The following is a 22,704-nucleotide window of genomic DNA, read 5'->3' as shown; positions in this document are numbered from 1 at the left end:
TCAAGTCCTCTGCTGCCTTGGTATGAGGCGAACCCGTTGACAAGGGCCCAAAGTTTCTCTAGAAGCGCATTTAACAGGTTTCGGCAACTAAAAGTGCTTTGATTCTGTAAATCACTCAGCTTTCTTCCTTTCGATGCTTTGAAGTATCCGGAAAAATCCTGAGAAAAGTTTTTTCAAGCCTTACGTAGATTCTCTTAACTTAAAGGCTCCGTAAAACTTACTAGATTTCCTTTGCAAGGGGCGATCGCCCTCAGGTACTTGTATAGGAAGTCACGCTTAGCGTCGTTTTGTGGGAGGGCACGGACTCTCTTAGGAGTTGCGGTCGTCACAGAGCGGGGCCTGTTTGGCGTGCGTAAACGTCAATTTCGCGTCCGGGCCGGATCTGACGGTCACTGTCTAAGGCAACGGCCTGGCGATTTGACATTCACGACCCGCTGAAGTTTTACAGATCTACGAGAAGCAGTTATGGCTACTTTTTCGGTTGCAACGTTCCAAGAGCTGGTCAACGCCATCAATTCGACAAATACCAACGCCGAAGCCGATGTTATTGAAATTACTAACAATATTGTTCTGACCAGTGCGCTGCCCTTCATCAGGGAATCCGCCAGCCTCACGATTCGCAGCAGCACTGGTAACACCTTCAGCCTCAGCGGCGATGCCAACGGCAACGGTATCAATGACGAAGGAGATGTCCGACTCTTCTTTATCGAAAGCGGCAACGTCACGTTTGAAAACCTGACGCTAACCCTGGGCCGAGCCGAGGGGGGTGACGGCTCAGGCGGCGGCGGCGGCCTGGGCGGTGCCCTGTTTATCTTCGATGGCAACGTCACCCTGAGCAATGTCACCCTCAGCGAAAACGTTGCCGTTGGCGGACAAGGGCTGGCTGGACTGGGCCAGGGCGGCGGCGGCATGGGTGGCAATGGCGGGGTAGCCCACCCCTCTGGGGCCGCAGGCGGTGGCGGTGGCTTTGGCGGCGACGGCAGCCCTGGCAATGCTAACGGCACAGGCGGCGCGGGCGGTTCTGGTGGGCTGCTGAATAGCGCAGGCATTGGCGGCGTGGGCGGGAACAGCGCAGGCACAGACGGCGGCGGCGGCTCTGGCGCAAGTGGCGGCTTTGGCGCAGGCGGCGGTGGCGGCGGCGGCGGCGGCTTTTGGTGGCAACGGCGGCGATGGCGGCTTTGGCGCGGGCGGCGGTTCTGGCGCGACCAACCCCAACGGCAGTCAGGGCGGCAAGGGCGGCTTTGGCGGCGGCGGCGGCGGAACGACCCTAACGCTGTCGAGCGAGGGCGGCTTTGGCGGCGGCAATGGCAATAGCAACGGCGGCGGCGGCGGCGCGGGCATGGGTGGCGCTATCTTCATCCGCACGGGGTCTCTGACGATGACCGACACGCGCTTCATCAATAACAGCGCTCAGGGCGGTGCGGGCGCAGGCGGCGATGGTCAGGGCTTGGGCGGCGCGATTTTTGCGCTCAACTCGTTGACCAATAGCAATGGCAACAACCTGGGAATGCCGACCCGCCTGCCCACGGTGACGGGCGATCGCCTCTTTGCCCAAGGCAACAGCGCCAGCAGCGACAACAACTCGCCCGCCAACAACGACAATTTCTTTGGCGTGATTCTGTCGGCAGAGTTGCCGGGCCAGGCTCCCCGCGTATTCGCCATTTCCCGCGTCGGCCCCGAAGCCACCAATGCCCCAACCGTCAGCTTTTCGGTCATCTTCAGCGAACCCGTGACCGGGGTCGATGTCACCGACTTCAGCCTGACGACCACTGGGCTGACCGGGGCAACCGTGGCCAGCGTCACGGGCACAGACGGCAAGTTTACGGTGGTGGTCAACACGGGCACAGGCAACGGTACGGTTCGCCTCAACGTGCTGAATGACGGCTCGATCAAAGATTCAGAGAATTTGGCACTCGTGGCCGGGGTCAACGGCACGGCCGCCTACACAATCGACCGCATCGCCCCAACCGTAGACATTGTGGACGTTACCCCCAACCCCCGGACAACGGCACTGGGCACGATCACGATTCAATTCAGCGAAGCCGTCAGAAACTTTGACCTGAGCGACTTGCAACTGACCCGTGGCGGCACCCCGCTGGACTTGAGCAGCGCCACGCTCTCCACCAGCGATAATCGCACCTTTACAGTGGGGAACCTAAATCGACTGACCAGCCGCACCGGAACCTATACCCTGACGCTGCGTGTCAGCGACATCACCGACCTGGCCGGCAACGCGCTGGCTGCGGGAGCCTTCGACACCTGGGAAATGACCGCAGACGATGTGGGGCCGGGCAACGAGGAACTGCTGCCCGTGCCAACAGCCCCCAACGGACAACTGGGAACGCCTTTGGTGTTTTCGCTGGGCCGTCGCCCCAACGTTGTCCGAGGCACCAACCGGGCGGAAACCCTGCGGGGAACCAATCGAAATGATCGGATTATTGCGCGGAGCGGCAACGACCGCGTGATTGCTCGCGGCGGCAATGACTTGGTGGATGGAGGCAGCGGCAACGACGACCTGCGAGGCGGCGGCGGCAATGACCAACTCGTCGGCGGTGCGGGCGATGACACACTGCGCGGGCAGGCAGGCAACGATATCTTGATCGGCGGCGCAGGCAACGACGTGCTGATCGGCGGCGGCGGCAGAAATATGTTCGTGTTCAATAGCCTGGCCGAAGGCATTGACACGATCGCCGATTTCAAGACGACCGATGTCATCGACCTGCGCGGCATCTTCCAACAGCCCGCCTTTTTAGCAGGTGGCACGCCGTTCCAGCGGCTCAGCGCCTACGTCAAGCTGTCGCAAGTGGGCACAGCGACCCGCATTTTTGTCGATGCAGACGGCAGCGGCGCAGGAACCAACTTCGTGGCGATCGCCAACCTAAACAACACCCAGGTCAGCAGCGTCACCTCCGTCAACTTCGTCATTTAGCGACATCGATGCAATCTCTGGTTTTCTAACTCCTGTTTTCTAGCTCAGAGTTCTCCTGAGGAGCGGCCGCTGGCCGCTCTTTTTTTGCCTAATTTTTTGCTCATTCGTAACGCAACGCAATGCAGTAGAGAAAAAGTATTAAGCCCCGCATCCTTAGAATCTGCTCAGGACACAATACAGGAGTCAGATCGATTCTCGATTTTGGATTTGCGATTTTGGATGACTAGTCCATCAGCTCCAAAGCTCCCAGCAACCTCATCCCCAGCACCCCACCCTTTCCCCTCAGAAGCATTGACCTCCCTTCCCTCCTTGTTGTTCGTTCTTCGTTCTTCCCTCTTCGTTCTTTTTTCCTCCCCCTTCCCTCTATGAAACCCATCCGCACCTTCAACGTCACCCCCGCCCTGCCGCCCCTGCTCGAACCGCTGCGGCGCATTGCCTATAACCTCCACTGGGACTGGGATTATGAAGCGATAGACCTGTTTCGGCGGCTGGATCGAGACCTGTGGGAAACCAGCAAACACAACCCCGTGCTGATGCTAGGGACGATCAGTCAGGCGCGGCTGCGGGAGGTGGCCGAAGACGACGGATTTTTGGCGCAGATGGAGCGCGTAGAGCGGCAGTTGGATGACTATCTGCGGCAGCCAAGCTGGTTTCGCAAGCGGCGATCGCCCAAATCCGCCACGCCCAACGGCAAAACCCCAGCGGGAATCGCCCCTGAGACTGGGCTAACCGACTGCTACGCCTACTTTTCTGCCGAGTTTGGGCTGACTTCGTGCCTGCCGATCTACTCCGGCGGCTTGGGCGTGCTAGCGGGCGACCATTTGAAATCCGCCAGCGACTTGGGGTTGCCGCTGGTGGGTGTGGGCCTGCTCTATCAAGAAGGCTACTTTGCCCAATACCTCAACGCCGACGGCTGGCAGCAAGAGCGCTACCCCATCAACGACTTTTACAACATGCCGCTGCATCTGGAGCGCCACCCCGACGGCTCCGAAATCCGCATTGAGGTGGACTATCCCGGCCGCAAGGTCTACGCCCGCATCTGGCGCGTGCAGGTGGGCACGGTTCCCCTCTACCTGCTGGATACGAATATTGAGCCAAATAACCAGTACGACCAGGACATTACCGATGAACTCTACGGCGGCGATATCGACCTGCGAATTCACCAGGAAATCATGCTGGGCATTGGCGGCGTGCGGATGCTGCGGGCGCTGGGGCTAAACCCCACTGTGTATCACATGAATGAGGGGCACTCGGCGTTTCTGGCGCTGGAGCGGATTCGCCTGATGATTGAAGAAGCCGGGCTAACCTACGAAGAGGCCGCACAGGTGGCCCTAGCCAGTCAGGTTTTCACCACTCATACGCCCGTGCCCGCTGGCATTGACCTGTTTCCCTCCGACAAAATCATTTACTACCTGGGGCACTACGCCGAAAAGTTTGGGCTGGCGCGGGAGCAGTTTCTCTCGCTGGGGCGCGAAAATCCGGGCGATCTGGCGGCTCCCTTCAGCATGGCAATTCTGGCGCTCAAGATGGCCTCCTTCGTGAACGGGGTGAGCAAGCTGCATGGGGCAGTGTCACGGTCGATGTTTGCAACACTGTGGTCGGCGCTACCCCTGGCAGAGGTGCCCATTACCTCCATCACCAACGGCGTTCATGCCCGCAGTTGCGTGGCCAAATCTACCCAGGATCTCTACGATCGCTACCTGGGCCCAGCTTGGAACATGGCCCCTGCCAGCGATCCCCTATGGGAGCGGGTGAGCAGCATTCCCGATGAAGAATTTTGGCGCAACCACGAGCGCTGTCGGTCGGAACTGGTGCTGTTTGTGCGGGAGCGGTTGCAACAAAGCTTGCGCGATCGCGGCGGTTCCCTCATCGAACTCAGCCAGACGCAGGACGTGCTAGACCCCAAAGTGCTGACCATCGGCTTTGCGCGGCGCTTTGCCACCTACAAGCGGGCGACGCTGTTCATGCGAGATGTGGAGCGGATCAAGCGGATCATGCTGGGGCTGGGCGATCGCTTCAAGTCCAACCATCCGGTACAGTTCATCATCGCGGGCAAAGCCCACCCCAAAGACAATCCTGGTAAGGAGTTAATCCGCGAGATTGTCCACTTTACCCGCGACCCCGACATTCGCCACCACATCGTGTTTATTCCCAATTACGACATCCACGTTTCGCGGATGATGGTGGCGGGCTGCGACATCTGGCTAAACACGCCGCGCCGCCCCCGCGAAGCGTCTGGAACCAGCGGCATGAAGGCGGCGATGAACGGTCTGCCCAACCTCAGCGTGCTGGATGGCTGGTGGGATGAGGCAGACTATGTGCGGACGGGCTGGGCGATTGGGCATGGCGAAGACTATGACGACCCGGAAGAACAGGACGAAGTAGAAGCCAATGACCTCTACGACCTGCTGGAACAGGAGATCGTGCCGTTGTTCTATAACCGCGACGAAAACGACATTCCCCACGGCTGGATCGCCAAGATGAAGGACGCGATTCGGCTGAATCTGCCGACATTTAACACGGCGCGAATGGTAGCGGAATATGCAGAGCGGGCTTATTTCCCGGCGAGCGATCGCGCTCGTGCCATGATTGCCGACGACTATGCCCCGGCCAAAGAGCTGGCCCGCTGGCATCACCATCTGTTTGAGCATTGGTACGACATGAAAATCGACCGGGTGGACGTGTCCTCAGATGGCAACGTGCAGGTGGAGCAGGAGATTCTCGTCACGGCCCGCATCCGCCTGGGCGAACTGACACCGGACGACGTGCAGGTAGAGCTATACCAGGGGGCAATCGACGAGCATGGCGAAATCGCCAACGGGCAGCCTGTGGTGATGGAGTATGTGGGGGCTGATGCGGATAATCCTGCCATGAGTGTCTATCAGCGGGCAATCGCCTATCGCAACAGCGGCTTTCAGGGACTTTCCCTCCGCATCTTGCCCAAGCACGAAAACCTCAGCAGCCCCTATCAGCCGGGATTGGTGCTTTGGGCGTAGTTTATTCACGCTCAACCCTTAATCTCGCAGCACATAGCCCACGCCGCGCACGGTTTGGATCAGCCGTTTGTCGCCCTGTTCTTCGAGTTTTAGGCGCAGGTAGCGGATGTAGACTTCGATGATGTTGGAGTCGCCCATGAAGTCGTAGCCCCAGACTTCTTCCAAAATGCGATCGCGCGTGATCACCTGTTTGGGGCGGCGCATCAGGTGTTCCAGCAGGTCAAACTCCTTGGCAGTGAGTTCGATCAGGCGACCGTTGCGGAACACCTCGCGGGTACGGCGATTCAGCGTCAGGTCAGCAAACTCCAGCGCGTCGGGGTCGGGTTCCTGGGTGCGGCGCAGGTGGGCGCGGACGCGGGCCAACAGTTCCTCAATGCTAAAGGGCTTGACGACGTAATCATCGGCTCCCGCATCCAGCCCCGTCACGCGATCGCCAATTTCATCCTTCGCCGTCAGCAAAATCACCGGAATCTTGCTGCCCGTCGAGCGCAGTCGGCGGCATAGCTCCACTCCCGTCATCCCTGGCAGCATCCAGTCCAAAATTGCCAGATCGGGCGGAGTCTCGCGTGCCAGCGTCAGCCCGCTCAGTCCGTCGTGGGCGACGTTTACCTGATAGCCCTCGCAGCCCAGTTCTAGCTGAATGAAGCGAGCCAGTTTTTCTTCGTCTTCAACTAAGAGGATAGTAGACATGATCGGGAGGTTCTAGCGATTTTGGATTTTGGATTTGAGATTTTGGGTTGGCAATCCAGACATCTACAAAGCTTTCAGCCCTGTTGCTCCAAAAGCGGCAGCTTTACGGTAAACACACTTCCTACACCGGGGGTTGATTCGACACCGATCTGCCCGCCCATGCCTTCGACTAGGGACTTGGCGATCGCCAGCCCCAACCCCACGCCGCCTGTGGCCCGGCTGCGGGAGGCATCAACCCGGTAAAAGGATTCAAAAATTCGTGCCTGGTCTTCTTTGGAGATGCCACAGCCGCGATCGCGCACCTGAATCATCGCCCAAGGTGCTTTGCGGCTGAGCGTCAGGCTAATGGGCTGGTTGGGTTCGGAATATTGAATGGCGTTGTCGATCAGGTGAACCAGTACGCGCAGCAGGTGTTCGCGGTCGGCCCGGGCAACAATCGGCTGGCTGGGCACTTCTAGCTTGAGCGATCGCTGCTTGAACTGTTCTGTCATGCGGATTACGTCGCCAACCACTTCGCCAATCGGCACGGGTTCCAGGTTAAACAACACCGCGCTGCTGTCGGTGCGGGCGAGTTCTAGCAATCCCTGGAGCAGCTCAATCGTGCGCTCGGTTTCAGAAACCGCCATCGACAGCATCTCCTGCTGCGCCTCGGTGAGGTTGGGGCTGCGGCGGAGGGTGCTTTGCAAATAGCCATAGACCAGACTCAGCGGCGTGCGGAGTTCGTGCGACACGTCGTTGGTAAACTGGCGCTGCTGTTCGGCGGTTTGCGACAGGCGATCGACCAGGCGGTTGCAGGTGTGAACCAGTTCCTGCACCTCGACGGGCACCTGATCTGGGTCGAGGCGAGAGATGTTGGTGCTGCCAGCGCTGTAGGCTTCAGCGATCTGGTTAGCCTGCCGCAGGGGCGAGAGCGATCGCCAAATCAACCAAGCCGCCAGCCCGCTCATCGTCACCACGCCCATACCCGTGCCCATCATCAGATCGCGGTTGACCGACTGCAACATGCTGTAGTCGCGGGTCACGTCCTTGGCGACATAGAGTTGCCCAATAATCTGCCCCTTATGCTCTAGCGGATAGGTACACCAAATGATGTACTGCCCATGAAGCCGCAGGATCTTGGGCGTAGTGGTGGTTTCCGACAGATCCAGCAGCGCGTCTTGATTTTCAGAAACCTGGAGATTGTTGGAGCGGGCTAAGATGTTGCCCTGGTGATCTCGAATCCACAGCCAGGTATTGGCCGACGACAGCCGGTTGACCATGTCCTGCAAATCGCTCTGGGAGGCAGATCCGTGGGCGATCGCCACTTCCTGATCGGGCATCTGCTGCACCACAGCCGACAGCTTGGCCCGGTGATCCGACAAAAACATTCGCTCCGTCCGCCAAGACATCCACAGCATCCCCAACCCAAGCCCACCCCAAATTGCTGCGATCGCCCCCAGCGTCAGCCTCATTTGCAGGGACGATCGCAGCGGGCGTTGAGAATTGGCTCCGTCAGCCGGGGAGAACATGGGTTTTGGCAAATATAGCGGGTACATTGCAAGCCCAGCGGCTATCTTCGGAATGTCTCCAATTTAACTGGATGCCCGAAACCAGAAATGAGTTTTTCCTGAGCAGAAGGAACGAACTCGCTGAGCAACAGCAAGGGTGCGTGGTCAGAATTTGAAGGTCAAGCAGCGCTTTTGATCTACTCAAAGTTCGGTTTTTTAGGGACTGCAATCACGTCTGGCTAATCTTCAGCCGAAACACCTCCAACAAAGCTGGCTCTAAATATTCTTCGACCGTCAAAAGAGCTTAACAGATTGAATTACAAATTGAATTAGTCCTAAGCATACAAAGCTTGACGGGTCATTTCATAGGCTTCTATTAAGAAGTCTGCTGCTGTGTAAATCTCTTTATCCTGACTAAACTTACCAATCCCAATACGAAGTGCCCCATCAATCACTTTGTCTTGTAGCTTCATTGCACGTAGCACATGGGAAGGTTCTTCCACCCCAGAAGAACAAGCTGATCCAGTTGATATCGCTAATTTAGAACGAACCCTAGCGATGACAGCACTATTGGGAATACCAGGAATTGAAATGTGAAGGTTTCCTGCCAGCCGATGCTCTGAATCTCCATTAATGACTAGGTTAGGGATCTTTTCTAGGAGCAGATCTTGAAGTCGATCGCGCTTCATGGCGATCGCCCACTCATCTTCTTCCATCTCCAGCGATCGCAACCGACAAGCTTCTCCTAACCCAACGATCCCAGGGACGTTGAGAGTCCCCGAACGCATTCCCCGTTGATGACCACCACCAAATATAAGCGGCTCTAAGTGATAGCCTCTACGAACAGCTAGTGCCCCAACCCCTTTAGGGCCATAGAGCTTGTGGGCAGAAATTGCCAGGTAGGTGATCCCCCACGCTTCAAATTGAATGGGGATCTTGCCGACTGCCTGAGAGCCGTCACAGAGAAAAGGAATGCCATAGTGTTGAGCAATCTGCCCAATCTGCTGAATCGGATAGATGTTGCCAATCTCGTTGTTCGCGGCCATAACGCAGAGCAAGGACAGCCCTTCAGTGCAGACTTGTTCCAAATGTTCCAGGTCAAGCCTACCTTTGGAATCTACTTGGAGATGAACCAATTCAGCCCAACCTCGTTTCTCCAAAGCGCGGCAGGTATCGAGGACAGCTTTGTGTTCGATCGGCATTAAGCCGATTCGATGAGGTTTCGTTGGGTTAGGGGCTAGGCTTCCCTGAATTGCCAGATTGATGCTCTCAGTCGCACCAGATGTCCAAATGATTTCCCTCGGTGAGGCTCCTATGAGGTCAGCAACTTCTTTGGCAGCTTTCTTGATGGCAGCTTCAGCGCGATCGCCCCACTCGTGATCCACACTGCTGGCATTGCCAAACTCTTGCGTCATGAAGTGATAGACGCGATCAGCAACGCGCGGGTCAACGGGTGTCGTGGCGTGGTAATCAAGGTAAATCACGGGAAGGTTGGCTGGAGCGATGCAACAAACACCTGGTGTTCAGGTGTGGCAATGCCCTGCTGTAAGACCATCAGGACAGCAGCAAGATCGTTTGACAGGAGGCGATCGCCTGCCAGCCACAGCCCTGGAAATTGGCGACTGCGAAGAATCCCATCAGCATCAACAGCCAAGGTGCGATATTCCCCTTCCTCCAGATAGAACCAATCGATCTGCGGCTCGTAGGTTCGCCACACGATATATTCCTGCACCCCGTTGCGGCGATAGACTTGCAGTTTGTCGTGCAGGTCGTAGGAGGCGCTACTGGCAGCAATTTCCACCACCAGTTCGGGTGCCCCTTCAATGTAACCGTCGTCGCTAATGGTGGAGTTGCCTCCCTGCTCCCGCCGCAGGACTGCATCGGGTTGAGGTTCATTGTTTGCATCCAGGCGAACTGTTGGGTTGTCGTAGCACCCTATGCCAGGGGTGGCCACACTATAAACCCATAACCAGCCCATCATTGAGCCGTGGGGCTGGCTGTGAATGGCACGGACGGGTGAACCCACGTAGACGACTCCTTCGATCAGTTCAGCTTTTTTGAGGTTGGGCATGGCGCTGTACCGCTGCTCAAATTCGGCGCGGGTGAGGCGATCGCCACTTTCTAGCGGAGGTAATTGCAGGAGTCGTTCTGAGGTCATGGGGTGGGTGGGGCAGGGGCAGACTGGGTTTCCAGGGTGACCTCTTCATAGAGGTCGGCAAGGGTGCCGCTCCAGTCGATGCTGGTCAGTTGCAGGACGGGCTGGTCGGCGGTGTAGGACTGCAACACCCACAGACCTGATGAGTTGCGGCAGAAGGTTTCAACCCGTTGCTGGCGCGTGTTAATCAAGACGTATTCTTGCAAGCTGTTGAGGGTTTGATAGTGGATAAACTTGTCGCCTCGGTCAAACGCCTCGGTGGAGTCAGATAGCACCTCCACAATTAGACAGGGAAAGCGCTTATAGATTGAAGTTTCTTGGTCGCGCGGGTCGCAGGTAACAAAGACATCAGGATAGTAGAAACAATTGCAGGCATCGAGGCGGACTTTCATGTCTGAGATGTAGACCCGGCATCCAGTTCCCCGCAGGTGGGAGCGGAGTAAGGCTGCGGCGTTGAGGGCGATCGTCACATGGGCGTCACTGGCTCCAGCCATCGCCACGATTTCCCCGTTGATGTACTCGTGTTTAACGGGGCTGCGGGCCTCAAGCTGGAGGTAATCGTCGGGGGTGAGGTGGGGCGGCTGAGCAGCAGTGATCATAGCAGCGGGCAACCCTCAAGTTTAATGGGCTTCTAGGCGTTGATAGTATTCTATCAGGGCAGTCTGGGCGAATTCTCTATGAGACAGTGAGCCGAACGCCTCAGTTAATGCTGCTGGTATCGTAAAATTCCTGTGCCATGCAGGAATCAACACAGTCACCATTGTTGGCTCTATATCACCTCCACAGTAATGGACTGGCCCAATGACTCAAACTCGGAATCTAGACGATAAAGTACGTTACGAATTAGGTGACGCAGCCTCAGAGCAGGGAACAGACAATCACGTTCATAGTCTGCGACAGTCAATTCAAGATGCGGGTAAAGAATCTTGAGGAATCCAGAAGCAGATTTCAGAATGCTGTTTTGATCTCGAACGGTAGAGGTGTAGTCAAATTTTGTGTGCTGTTGAGCATAGGTCAAATAACGATTATCTCTGCGTAAACTTAGCAGTGCCTCCCCAAAGAAATCCATTTTTAGCCCAACTTGCGAGGCTGCCATCTCTCGACTAAATTTAGGAATTTCCCAGCCAGGAATAATCCCAGAAAACCGATCTAAAAAGGCAGTTTCCATCAGAAAACTGGGCAGATCAGCCAAGAGATTATTCGCATTACGAGGCTGCAATTGGGCATCTAGCTCAATATTTCCCAGCATAACCAAAGAACAATCGCTTGCGATATCAGCAAATCCCGCACGATTATATCGTCCGCTGGCCAAGTAGTTTTTTAATGGCCCAATGATTTCATCCGGATCTTCAAACGTGAGACTTTGAATTTCATCCAAAACGACAACATCATGGCGACCCAGGAGTCCAATCTCTTTCGTACTGCCATTGATAAACAATTGAGAAGGGGTCACCTTACCACCACTAACTAGGGCAACCTTATTGCTCACATTTTCATAAACATAGCTCTTCCCTGTTCCCTTGGGTGCTAGCTCCATAACGTGATAGTTAGACTCCACCAGAGGCAAGAGCCTTGCAAGCATCCACATCTTAGCGTTACAAGTATACCGAGGATGTGCTGGGTTGTATCCCATCGAGCAAAGCATTAAATCTCGCCACTCATCGGTCGTTAACTGGGCGCGCGCCCGTTCATAGGCTGATAGATCAACTGCGGAGCATTGAAAAGGATCAAAATCTACGATTTCTGGGGTTCCGTCTGATCGCAAACTCAGGGAGATTTTTCCCCATAGCCCTTGCCGCAGCAACATCTCATGTTGCTCAACAATAGAAATTGGAATAGCGCAGTTGTGAATATTTAAGACAGGGATACTAGCCATAGGGTCTGGAATTATGCCCTTATTCGCAGCTAGCTTGACCCGCACCTTAAGGAGCGCAATTAATTTATATACTTCACCTTGTGTAAGCTTAAACAGAATAACGTTTTTGTCGTCCTTTCTTGGAAAAGCTTTACTGACAAAGTTGTTAATTTTCTCAGCTTCAAACTGCTGCAACGCTCCATTGCCAGGAACAATTTTGTCTAATAGCCATTCAGCCACAAAACTGGGAACCCCAGCCGCTGTTAGTCCGCTGGAGGGAAGGCGGGTCTTGTCAATACATAAATTTCCAAAAACCTGTCGAATGCGATCGCTATCGTAGGACATAGGCCTGGTTAAGCTGTTATAGGAAGTCATCAATGCTCTCTATACCGCTGCTAAACATTTGATGAATTTCAATGAATGATTGGTCATCAAGCGAGGCTGAAGCAGACTCAGCATCCTGAAAGGTAAATTCTAACCTCCCGGTCAGCTTCAAATCTTTATTCTGAGAGCGGGGAGGCAACTCTGGACAGTTCTGCACTAGAAGCTGAAGAGTGCGTCGTTCACTAGCTAAGACTTCCTCCTGCAAAGGAACTCCCTGCTTTAGGGATGGTATTTCATTGATGAATAGTTTAAGCTGGCTTAGGCGTAGCAAATTGGGATTGTTAATCTTAACTGTCAACTGACCCGATTCACGCGGCTTGCCCTGCCCAGAAACTTTAACAAGAACAGGAGCACGTTGGACAACAAGTTTCAGTACAGAAAAACCAACAACGACCTCCTCTGGATACAACCCTCCATGACAGCCAATCACACTCTTGTCGTCTGCATAGCTAAAAGAGCTAAAGCTTTGGGAACCTCGGATGACTGTAATATCGTGGGGTAGCCCATAGCGCTGCTGATCTAAAACAGCAAAGCGGGGATCATCAGCACGCCCAACGGCCATCCGCCCCTGAGGTCGAAGCGTTGCAGGACAGTGGGCCAGTTTTGTTGAGGTGCCCATCAGTTGTCCATGATCGCTAGCAATCACGACGTACAGATCATCTTGCTTAGGATGAATTTTGACAAATCTCAGAATGTCATCTGCAATGTCTCTCAGCATTCTGGGACGCTTAATCTCATATAGCTCCTGCCAATCCACTTCGTTGTGATATAAGCTATCAAAGCGATCGGTATCCCAGCAGTAAACTCCGTAGCTTTCCTGCTGGAGGTCTTTTTGCAGACGCTGTTGCCTAACGTCGTGATCCGTGTAGCGCTTCGCATTTGACCACTGGTCGAACCCTCGACTTGCCTCAGCAATCCAAGCAGGATGTTCTGGTAAGCACTGACTGTAAAGACTCCACTTTGCATATTCCGTTTTCGTGGGCAAAATGCTAAAGCGCGGGCGCAGCTCTTGGTAAAGTCGAAGCTGCTTCTCATCCATCAGAAGGCTTAGAAGCGCTTGATGATCGAGCCAACCTAACCCATCAATCACAACCCACAGAACGGGATTTATTTGACTGATCTGCTGAACCTCATGGGCAACGCTGTAATTTAGGAACGACTGCTCAATTTTATCGACCTTCATTTGAGGATAGTGATTGAGAATCCAGTCCACGAAGCTAGCAGCTAGGCGATCGCTCTTTTGCCGCTCTATCGGAGTGCGATCCACCGTCGTTTCCCAATAGCGCAGCGGCAGATAGGCTTGAGTTGCCCAGGCTAATGCTTCCTCTGGAGAAGCGTTTGGACTGAGAGGAGAAGGTTCCGGCGGGCGCTGCCGCTGTGTCAACGCCTGACGCTGATCGTAGGTCAGATATTGACGCAACTTATCTATTCGTTCCTTGGTCACATACGCGGGCTGCTGACTTAATACACGATAGGCTATTTGAGCAATGCAGTTCTGTCCTGGCAAATCGTTCCAGGATAAGGTATCAAGTACGCTTACTTCGGTTCGGTAGAGCTGATGTTCCCAATATTGCTCAAACTCTGAGGCCAGCGCCGTGGGAAGGCTTGCGGGATACACCCCCAGTTCCTGAAATTTAGGCTCGGCAATCCCAAGCCACCGGCGAAGCAGGTCTTGCTTTTGATCAACGGCATAGTAGCGGCCTAATTCGTGCTGGCGGCGCTGCGCCTGCCAAGCTCGCTCCAAGGGTCGCAGTTCTTCTGGAACTTCTATTGCCAGCCATTGTGCTAGGTTAACCACCGATGGCTCTGAGATCCAGACTTGCGGGTCGCTGTCTGTTAATTCTGCTAGGCAGCGAGCAATGGGCTGATCTGGGTAGCTTTCTAAGCGTATTGCAAGGGGCAGGCATTGTTGGTCTGTCCAGCTTTCCGGCACTGCTATGGGGGACAACAATACGGCTAGTTTCTCTTTCGGAGGTTGTTTGATTTCGGCAATCTTGTGGTGCTGCTGCCAGCTTTGCAGCCACGCCTCTGTCCAGTTGCAAAGTATGTTGCCTCTCACCCAATAGGCCTGATTGCCTTGGGGCAGATATCGTATCCAATCAACTTCTGTGTCAATCTGGACGTAACCGGCTGGGACTGGATAAGCTTTTGAGGGATCGAGAACAATAGGTTGTTCAGGATTTGGGCTAGGGTAGTATTGCGACGAAGCTGGTTGCTCAAAGACCGCAAGGTGGGGGTGATTTGAGAAATCTGTTACCCTTTCCTGGATGTTGCTCTCATCACTTTCAATAGTTGTGGATGGCTCAACTGGGATGATCTCAGTATTTGGGGGCGCGGTTATGAAAGTTGTTTCTGCAGGAACTTGGGAATTAGGAATTTTTGATGTAGAAGTTTCTGAAGCAGGGGTTTCTAGAGGATGAAGAGTTACTTGACTGGAATCTTCTGATGCAAGCGGCTGTTGGGCGGGACGGCTGTCTACAGGCTTTTGCCGCAGGCTTAGCAACGCATCGAGGGCAGTCATTAGTTCATCTGCCGACTGAAATCGGTGACTGCGCAAAGGGGCGATCGCCCGCTGCATCAGCGCCACTAGCTCATCGCTCAAATCAGCACAGCCCTCAAAGCTTCGAGGATCTAGACAAGGCTGGCCGAGGACAGCATAGGCAGCATTAAACGGGTAATGGCCCGTAATGCACTCGTAGGCCGTTACTCCGAGAGCATACAGATCTCGATCAATGCGTTCACTTTCAGATGGCTCAACAGAGGGTCTAAAGTCGGGCGGTAAATAGCGACGAGTGCCCGCTGTGATGCCTGCATCACTGGCCGCGCTAACTGCAATATTGAAGTCAATAATCTTGACACCCTGAGGGGTTAGCAATAAGTTAGAGGGCTTGATGTCTTGATGATAAATGCCATGAGCATGAAGATACGCTAATCCGTCAGCAGTTTGCCGCCAAACCTGTATCGCCTCCTCTAGGGTCAACCCGGAGGTAGCCAATCGCTCTTGCAGATCTCGTCCCTCAACGTATTCCAGAATTAGGAACGGTGTGTGATCGTACTCATGGAGTTGTCCGGCCCATCGAACCGTTACAACATGGGGATGGGGATGGTTCAGAATTTTGTACAAGATCTTAAATTCTTGCTGCACCCGCTCCAAGGTGGAATAGCGATCGCGGATGACAATCTTTAGAACCTGAAAGTCTTCACTAAAGGAATCCAGCACTTTATAGGCTACCGCGAAGCTACCTGGTTTTCCGAGCCGCTCGATGACTTGATATTGATTAGCCAGGATCGTTTCGGGTGGAAGATTGGTCAAGTCTGGAACGACCCTACACAGAGGAGTCAATTGGTCGAGGGCCTCTTGGGCGCTTGCAAAGCGATCGCGCCGATCAAACGCACACAACTTCTGGAGCCATTCATCAAAGCCCTTCGGCAAGTCTGGATGGGCTTGAGAAGGAGCGATTGGAAACACCCCCCCGCGATTCAGCAGATCCTCTACGGACTGAAAAGCTGGCTGGCCTAGCAGCATCTCATAAAATACCTGACCGGCTGAATACAAATCCGACTGTTGACATGCCGCCGCCGGATTGCGCTGGCAGTCAAAATCTTGATAGAGACTTGAAGCGTCCAAATCCTCAACAATCGCATCGGCAATGGTTGCGGTGCGATTTTCAAGCCGGGCATAGTCAAAATCCGTTAACTTGGCCTGTTTATCAGGAGTTACTAAGATAGCGTCGGGAGTAATGTTGCGGTGAATCACCCCGTGCTGGTGGGCATGTTCGAGGGCCCGGAGCACATCGCCAATCAGATTCATTTTTTGCTCTAGGGTCAGGGAGCGGTGGCGAATTAGCTGCCGCAAAGACTGTCCCTTGATATCTTCGATGACTAATACAATGCTATCTGCATCGTCGCTCTCAAAACTGTCTTTCACTTCTAGAATGTTGTCATGCTTCGGCAGTTCATCAACCGCCTGAAAAGCAGTATTGATTAAACGGTAAGCATCTGATCTTTCTGCTGGATCAAGCCAAGGATCGACTGCATAGACACGAAGTCTGGCAGTGCGATTGCTGAGTCCAATCGTGACCCTTCTGGCGAGATATTCAACATAGCGATTCTCTTTCTCGCCTAGTTTTTCAATGACTTCCCATGTTCCAAAGCGTTGGGGACGGCTTCGGGGCTGAGAGCGTCCTCGGATTGCGCGATCGATTGTGCTTAGATGGGGCGCAATTTTAGTTTCAAACTGTTTAGCATTAATGCCCTGCCAATTCCTAAAGTATTTTAGGCATTCTTCTCCCAGGCTAATAATATCTTTGCTCTCGGTTTGGTCGCGGCTAACATCAATAATTTCTACATTTTCGGTCGTCAATAAAACGCAAGCCTGCACCCAGATGCGCTGGAGTTCTTTTCTCTTAGGTGGATTGGCATCAGCAATCAATCCTTTCAGGACTCTGGCATGTTGCCGATATTTTTTGAGGGGCGAGGGATAGGGCTGGCGATGATCGAGGGGATACCATTCTGCATGGTCAACTTCAACGCGCCCATAGACCCCTTTCACATCGATGACATACACCGCATGGGGGGCGACTAAGATAATATCTACCTCGTATAGCTGACCGTTCTGAGGAATTTCTAAGTTGGTATAGAGGCAATAGTCATCTGATAAATGACCACTCAGATATTGAATGGCGGAACGCTCAGATTCAGTTTCGGGATCTCCAAATTTAATAATTTTGGCAGGCATTAGAAACGCTCCGTTGTCCCTTCGAGGTAGTCCGCAAGTCTTTGATAGATTCTGTGGCGCTGGTCGCGGGGAAGTTCTTGAAACAGGCTCAGAATCTTGCTGGCTCGATCTTGATTTTGAGCAGCTTGGCAGGTTTCGAGGATGTGCCGCAAGGTTGTTTGCTGGTCGGCCGTCAAAAAGGCTTCATGCTGGCTGCGGTTGCGGCGGATCTCGGAGAGTAGCTCATTGGCGAGGGTTAAAGAGGGTTCGCCCGGCGGCAGTTGCTTAAGGTGCTCGGTTCTTGAAGACATCTCAGCTAGCCAATCGTTAGCAGCTTGTTGATGACGCTGTTGGATTGACTGCTGGGTTTGATCTAGCGTTTCGTAGCTGGCGATGTAGTGTTTTTCAACGAGCGGGGAAAGGTTGATTTGGGCGGCTTTCCATTTTTGCAGTCGTTCTAATTCGGCTTGGCAGTTTTCTAACGAGTCGTTCTGCTGAATGTCTAGAATTTGGTAGAGCGCAGTAAGCTGTTCGACATCCTGACGGAGACTATCGTAATGCTGCTGGTACTCGGAGTCTTCGTACTGTGCAGCTTTGGCGAGTAGCTGCTTTTGGATGTCGCAGATGTCTTTTAGGGTAGAAGCCTGCTCTAACTGAGTTGGCCAATTCTGGAGTGTCTCAATGAACGACTGCCTAGCCGCTAGAATGCTTTGCTCTAGCTGATGAATTCGAGGCAGCAAGGGATTATCACTAGATAGCTTTTCGCGCTCCTGGGCTAGACGGGCGATCGCCTCCTCACACTCTGCAATAGAACTGACCTTTCGGTAGGCATCTTCTAGCTGGGCAACTTGTTCTACGGCTGCCCCTACTTCCCGCAAGCGAGCCGCAAGCTGCTCATAGCGAGAAAAGTCAGATGAGTCTTTGAAGACAAACTCCAGCTTGGCGATCGCCTGACGCACTTGGCTTAAGGCGGTTCGATCGGTCAGGGTCTCAATTTTGTGGGCGATTTCCTCTAGCTTGGCAACCAACTCTGCACGTTTCGCCTGTAAACCCTGAACCAACCGCTGGATAACCTCTGCAAATTGCTCCGGAGAATGTAGCCGGGCTTGATGAATCGCAAGCTCCGCTAAAGCCTGATCACATTGCAGAACTGTGTGGACACTCGACAGCTTAATTTGTTGAATTTCGCGCAGTATTTGCTGATCTTCCGCTCGCTTTCGCCACTCAGCAAACTGACGCTCTAGAGACTGACCTGCGAGGTTCAGCCGTTCCTGTAGCTCAGCAAAGTCTGGGCGCTCTGCAATCAGGGCTTGGGCGTTTTGCACATAGCTTCTTAATTTACTGTACTCTTCAGCTTTTTTCAGTTCCCGATCGCACGCCTGGAATAGTTGCTCAAACTTTTGGGCGATCGCCTGTTTGCTCTCTGCCCTCAGCGCGTCTAGCTGCTGCTGATAGGGAGACGGATCGATTCGGGTAGTCGGAGGCAGGCTAAGCCGCATCAGGTCATCATAGGCCTGCATGGCATCGCCGAGGCTCTTGCGTTCTGTCGCAGACTGCTTGGCCTGCTGAGCCGTTTGAATGGCGGCCTTGAGCGCTTTTTCTTCATCCTCAACACTCTCGTCGTCTAGCATCTTCGCCTGAATGCGGTCGATGAGATTGCGAAGCTGCTGCTGACTCGTTTCCTCATCAAAGCGACTGAGTTCCTGAAGAATTTCCTGATTCAGTTGCAGCGCCTCCGCCTTAGAAAGGGTCGGCAAAAAGCGACCTTCCCATTGGGCAATTCTGCGAATCAGGGACTCACGCTTTTCCTCAATTCCTGACAGAATCGTCTGATAATCCGGCATCTCCTGCACTGCAGAACATTGGGCCGCTATGTCTTGAATTTCAGATTGGATGCGACGATAGGCGCTCTGAGGAGAGTTGGGGGTTAGCGTGTCATAGAGTTGGCGAATTTGTTCGAGGCGCTGCTGAACCTGTTCTGTTTCTTGGAGTTCGCAGATGCGCTGCTCTGTCTGCTGGAGGGCGGTGCGGAGGCTGTCACAAAATCGGCTCGGCAGTTCGGAAATTTCGGCCAGAGCATGAATGTAGTGTTCTACGTCGCTTTGATGCCGATAGGCTTCCTCCAGCGTCGAGAGGGTCTGAATCTGAGTCGTCGCAGCTTCGACTTGGACTTCTAGCCGAGTTCTCAGCCCTTGGATTGCGTTTTGCCACTCGGCAAGCTGGGATTCGGACGGATGAACCTGAGTCACGCCTGGAGATGAGGAATCCGGCGAGGGTAGCGCAGTTTCTAGCGGGCCATAGAGCTTGGCCAGGTTCTCCAGCGGGGGGGGATTTTGTGTGGAGTTTTGCAATAGGGCGATCGCCCGTTGCGTTGGCGCAAACCATTGGTCAATCGCGTTCATGCCTGCTTGGATTTGCTGCCGTTTTTGTGCTAGAACACGGCTCTTGGCTGGGTCTAGGCGTTGAGATTCCAGTTGTGCTTCTATCTGCTGGAGCAGCGTACTCGCCTCGTCATAATCCAGCGTGTCGGGAACGGTTAAATCAAACGGTCGGCGGCGCACCAGCTTGTTGCGCCCTTTCAACACCCATTCCTGAATAAACTCCTTGGGTTTTTCCAGAATGTTGGTATGAGCCCACTCGTGGATTGGGGCCGCTTTCACCGAAACCTGCTCATTTCTCCGTTTGGGGATGCCGAAGCTGCCCGATAGCTCAACCTCAGCACAGTGGTGGGCCAACCACGCCGAAAACAGCATCGTAAACGTCAGTTCATTGTGGCCAAAGGGTGCGTCTCGCAATCGCTTCCAAATTTCAGCAATTTCGATGCTGATTTGCTCCCGATCGCCCAACTCGGCCATCTCAGAAATTCGATCCCATGCCTCACGAATGTTGGGATTTGTCGGCACTTGAACCGTGTAGGGTGTGCCGGACTTAAGGAGACCCCAGCGGCGAACAAACACAGCATCAATCAGCGTCTCGCAGCCCTTGTTTGGAAATGGCTTTTTGAGGTCATGGCCCAGCAGTTTGCGGGATGTATAGCTGACGGCGGCTGACCCTGCGGTGCTGTTGCTGCGGAGCTTGTCGTTGCTCTCAACGGGTGGCACAAAGGGATAGAGGTGATCCAGCATGGCGCTGACCACCGTTTCTAGCTTACTTTGCTCGGCAAGCGGCACCTTATCCATCACCTGACAAATGTAGGTGCAGCTTGCAAAAATTTCCTTAAGGGCGGTATCAATATGCTGGTCTAGCTGCTTTGTGAGTTCTGCGACGGCCGGGCCAAACTCTTGCTTTTCGGCAACACTCTTATTATTCAGCGCCTCTCGCATTTGCAGTTGCCGGGCCAAGTCTTGGGTTGCACGGCCAGGAATGGCGAGAATGATACGATCGCGAACGGTTTGGGGAGCCTTGTCTAGCTCAGCTTTGGCTTGGTTTCGCAGGGTTTCCAGATCGCGATCCGTTTCGCCTAAGAAGTAGGCAATGAGGCCGCGTGCTGACAATCCTGCGATGATGCGATCGCTACTTAGGCTGCGCTGCAAGGTATCTACCGAAAACACATTACAGCTAAACTGCCAGTCGTCTCGATTGAGGCTATGTTTATTGACAAACTGATTGGCATAGACCACTACATCGTCTCGATATTGCCCCAAGTTCTTCCGAGCGTGTGCAATGAGATCCCCGAAATCGGGGGGCGTGTTTTCAATTTCTTCCTCAATTTTGCGGCGCAGATCGTTAATGCTAAAGCCAGAGTAAAAGCGATAGGTTTGATTGCCCGGATTGTGGTAAATCACCTGATAGGTATTGACCAACTTTTTGAGCAATGTGCTGGTTTTTGGCACCGAGAAACCAGTCATCATCGCCAGCAGTTCTTCATGCGGTTCCCGCTCGCCCTTTTTCAGCTTTTGCTCGCTCAAATAGTAGAGGGCGATCGCCTTTAGCACGGTCACTTCGTCAGGGGTGGCAGATGCGGCGATCGCATCGTAGGCTTTTTTATAATCTGCGTAGCTTTGCTTTTGGGAAAAGTTGCTGACGAAGGCATCCAGAAGCTGCACAGGACGCACGTAGTTCAGGTATCCCTCCGTTTCTACGGGGCTTGTTTCGATAAACTTGGCCACGTCCTCTTTGATGAACTGAATGGCGGTTCGCCCTTGGGTAAACTCCAGGTTGCACAGCAAATAGGCCGTCAGCGGATGCAGCGGATAGCAGCCCAACCCCAAGTGCTTATGGAAGTCGTCGTAGGGCCAGTTGCGATTGCTATAGGCAGTAATGTACTTGTCGTAGGCTCGGCGAGATTCGGATAAAAGGTCTTTGTCCCACTGTTGCCGAAAGTCCTGCCAGGCATTGGCATTAGACTGGTTCAGCAGATTGTCCATCACCAGTTCCAGGCTGGACTGGGGTTCATAGGTGCTAGTTGCCAGTTCGATGCGGGTGGTAAACCGTTCGTATCGCTTCCGGTCGAACGCAGAAACGTCTCGGTCGATCGAGGGGCGCACCTGTGCCAAGCACAGCATTGCCAGCCGACCTTTGTGGTTGGCACAGGCATTGGTGAGATTTTGCAACACCCAGCCGCCAGCCGCATTGGAGTTTTGGAGCCACTTTCTTAGGTAGGCATTTAGCTCGTCGAACAGGATCAACAGACCCGAAAAGCGGCTATCGGGGCCAGTACAGAGTTGGTCAATAGTATCTTTGAGGATGGCTTCGATATCGAGATTCTGCTGAAAGTCGAGCGGATCGCCATAAAACTCCTGGCTTAGCTCTCGAACTGTAGAAATTAGCTCGTATTGTCCTTCTTGGAGTAGCTCGATCAGGTCATCCAGCCCATAGGGTGGGTCTTGCTCTGCCAAAAATGCCTCAGCACGGCTGCGCTGCTCAGCAGAGAGGTTTTGCAGAAACCGGAGGGGACGCTCCGTAAAGCGTTGGGCCAGGGTGTCTTGAATGCCGTGTTCGGCGAGGGCGCTTTGCAAGCCTTGCAGCAGCAGCTTGCCCAGGTCGGCTGCGGTTTCGCCGCTGATGCAGACGACTAGATAGGGCTTGCTGCGCTCCTTAAAAGCCTTCAGCGTTTCGACAACGGCCTGCGATCGCCCCGACACGGCATAGCCCATCTGTGCCAAAATGCCAGCTACCTCCGGACTGTCGGCGGGCTGCTTGAAAAAGTTGGCCAGGGTCAGCGCGAAGTGAGACTTGCCCTTGCCAAAGTCTTGCACCATGAGGTGAATGTTGTCGTGATTGGCGCTATGAAAGCTGAGCCGAACGGCATCCACCACCCCCAAGGTAGAAGATTTGGGGCGATCGCCATCATAGTTAAACACAAACCCCTGACACAGCCGCAGGTTTTTGTCGGGGTCTGCCATCATGTTGAGGTTGACAGCATCGGCCACCAAGCCGTTGTGGTTGATGGTAACAAGGTCTCGAATTTGCATGGCGTGGACGTGTCTAGTGTGGGAGCAGGAGCAGTCGAAACGAGCGAGCCGAGCCGATGGATTGCCGGGAGGATTGG

Annotated in this window: 11 protein-coding genes; 3 read left to right on the top strand and 8 right to left on the bottom strand. The window is 53.9% G+C overall.

All coding sequences use genetic code 11. The features are described from left to right. The first annotated feature begins 465 nt into the window (after window positions 1–465). The 3 genes from HNI00_RS10555 (at window position 466) to glgP (ending at window position 5,925) form a co-directional block, all read left to right on the top strand. Complete coding sequence (locus HNI00_RS10555) at window positions 466–1,314, top strand: hypothetical protein (RefSeq protein ID WP_316793099.1); 849 nt, start codon at window positions 466–468, stop codon at window positions 1,312–1,314. A 25-nt stretch (window positions 1,315–1,339) separates the two neighbouring features. Next, window positions 1,340–2,929 (top strand): Ig-like domain-containing protein, encoded by a 1,590-nt coding sequence (locus HNI00_RS10550; RefSeq protein ID WP_316793419.1) that lies wholly within the window; start codon window positions 1,340–1,342, stop codon window positions 2,927–2,929. 365 nt (window positions 2,930–3,294) lie between these two features. After that, window positions 3,295–5,925, top strand: a complete 2,631-nt coding sequence (gene glgP / locus HNI00_RS10545; protein WP_316793096.1) for an alpha-glucan family phosphorylase — start codon at window positions 3,295–3,297, stop codon at window positions 5,923–5,925. 18 nt (window positions 5,926–5,943) lie between these two features. Here the strand turns inward: glgP and HNI00_RS10540 are convergent, their stop codons facing one another. From HNI00_RS10540 to HNI00_RS10505, 8 genes are all read right to left on the bottom strand, one after another. Then, on the bottom strand, window positions 5,944–6,618 hold the full coding sequence (locus tag HNI00_RS10540) for a response regulator transcription factor (RefSeq protein WP_276568594.1): 675 nt from the start codon (window positions 6,616–6,618) through the stop codon (window positions 5,944–5,946). A 71-nt stretch (window positions 6,619–6,689) separates the two neighbouring features. After that, window positions 6,690–8,123 carry a sensor histidine kinase gene (locus tag HNI00_RS10535; RefSeq protein ID WP_316793093.1) on the bottom strand — a complete coding sequence of 478 codons (1,434 nt, stop codon included), beginning with the start codon at window positions 8,121–8,123 and terminating at the stop codon, window positions 6,690–6,692. A 314-nt stretch (window positions 8,124–8,437) separates the two neighbouring features. After that, a complete protein-coding gene (locus HNI00_RS10530) occupies window positions 8,438–9,586 on the bottom strand; it encodes a cysteine desulfurase family protein (protein WP_316793091.1) in 1,149 nt (382 codons plus the stop codon). Then, window positions 9,583–10,260: a Uma2 family endonuclease gene (locus tag HNI00_RS10525; RefSeq protein WP_316793089.1), complete on the bottom strand. Its 678-nt coding sequence runs from the start codon at window positions 10,258–10,260 to the stop codon at window positions 9,583–9,585. The genes HNI00_RS10530 and HNI00_RS10525 overlap by 4 nt, the downstream gene beginning before the upstream one ends. Continuing rightward, window positions 10,257–10,856 (bottom strand): Uma2 family endonuclease, encoded by a 600-nt coding sequence (locus HNI00_RS10520; RefSeq protein WP_316793087.1) that lies wholly within the window; start codon window positions 10,854–10,856, stop codon window positions 10,257–10,259. The genes HNI00_RS10525 and HNI00_RS10520 overlap by 4 nt, the downstream gene beginning before the upstream one ends. A gap of 170 nt (window positions 10,857–11,026) precedes the next feature. Then, window positions 11,027–12,457 (bottom strand): BREX system Lon protease-like protein BrxL, encoded by a 1,431-nt coding sequence (gene brxL, locus HNI00_RS10515; RefSeq protein WP_316793085.1) that lies wholly within the window; start codon window positions 12,455–12,457, stop codon window positions 11,027–11,029. Between the two features lie 16 nt (window positions 12,458–12,473). Further along, the gene (mads6, locus tag HNI00_RS10510; protein WP_316793083.1) at window positions 12,474–17,234 is read right to left on the bottom strand and encodes a methylation-associated defense system protein kinase MAD6; all 4,761 of its coding nucleotides are present in this window, start codon (window positions 17,232–17,234) and stop codon (window positions 12,474–12,476) included. Next, the gene (locus HNI00_RS10505) at window positions 17,234–22,627 is read right to left on the bottom strand and encodes a hypothetical protein (protein WP_316793081.1); all 5,394 of its coding nucleotides are present in this window, start codon (window positions 22,625–22,627) and stop codon (window positions 17,234–17,236) included. The genes mads6 and HNI00_RS10505 overlap by 1 nt, the downstream gene beginning before the upstream one ends. Window positions 22,628–22,704 lie beyond the last annotated feature (77 nt).

It is taken from the genome of Thermoleptolyngbya oregonensis NK1-22, assembly GCF_032705245.1.
Taxonomy (GTDB): Bacteria; Cyanobacteriota; Cyanobacteriia; order Elainellales; family Elainellaceae; genus Thermoleptolyngbya; species Thermoleptolyngbya sichuanensis.
This window is presented reverse-complemented; position numbering and strand designations above follow the sequence as displayed.

Bases quoted from the DNA above. Each gene is read 5' to 3' on its own strand.
- HNI00_RS10555 (WP_316793099.1), top strand. From the start codon at position 466: ATGGCTACTTTTTCGGTTGCAACGTTCCAAGAGCTGGTCAACGCCATC.
- HNI00_RS10550 (WP_316793419.1), top strand. From the start codon at position 1,340: ATGGGTGGCGCTATCTTCATCCGCACGGGGTCTCTGACGATGACCGAC.
- glgP (WP_316793096.1), top strand. From the start codon at position 3,295: ATGAAACCCATCCGCACCTTCAACGTCACCCCCGCCCTGCCGCCCCTG.
- HNI00_RS10535 (WP_316793093.1), bottom strand. From the start codon at position 8,123: ATGTTCTCCCCGGCTGACGGAGCCAATTCTCAACGCCCGCTGCGATCG.
- HNI00_RS10525 (WP_316793089.1), bottom strand. From the start codon at position 10,260: ATGACCTCAGAACGACTCCTGCAATTACCTCCGCTAGAAAGTGGCGAT.
- HNI00_RS10520 (WP_316793087.1), bottom strand. From the start codon at position 10,856: ATGATCACTGCTGCTCAGCCGCCCCACCTCACCCCCGACGATTACCTC.
- brxL (WP_316793085.1), bottom strand. From the start codon at position 12,457: ATGTCCTACGATAGCGATCGCATTCGACAGGTTTTTGGAAATTTATGT.
- mads6 (WP_316793083.1), bottom strand. From the start codon at position 17,234: ATGCCTGCCAAAATTATTAAATTTGGAGATCCCGAAACTGAATCTGAG.
- HNI00_RS10505 (WP_316793081.1), bottom strand. From the start codon at position 22,627: ATGCAAATTCGAGACCTTGTTACCATCAACCACAACGGCTTGGTGGCC.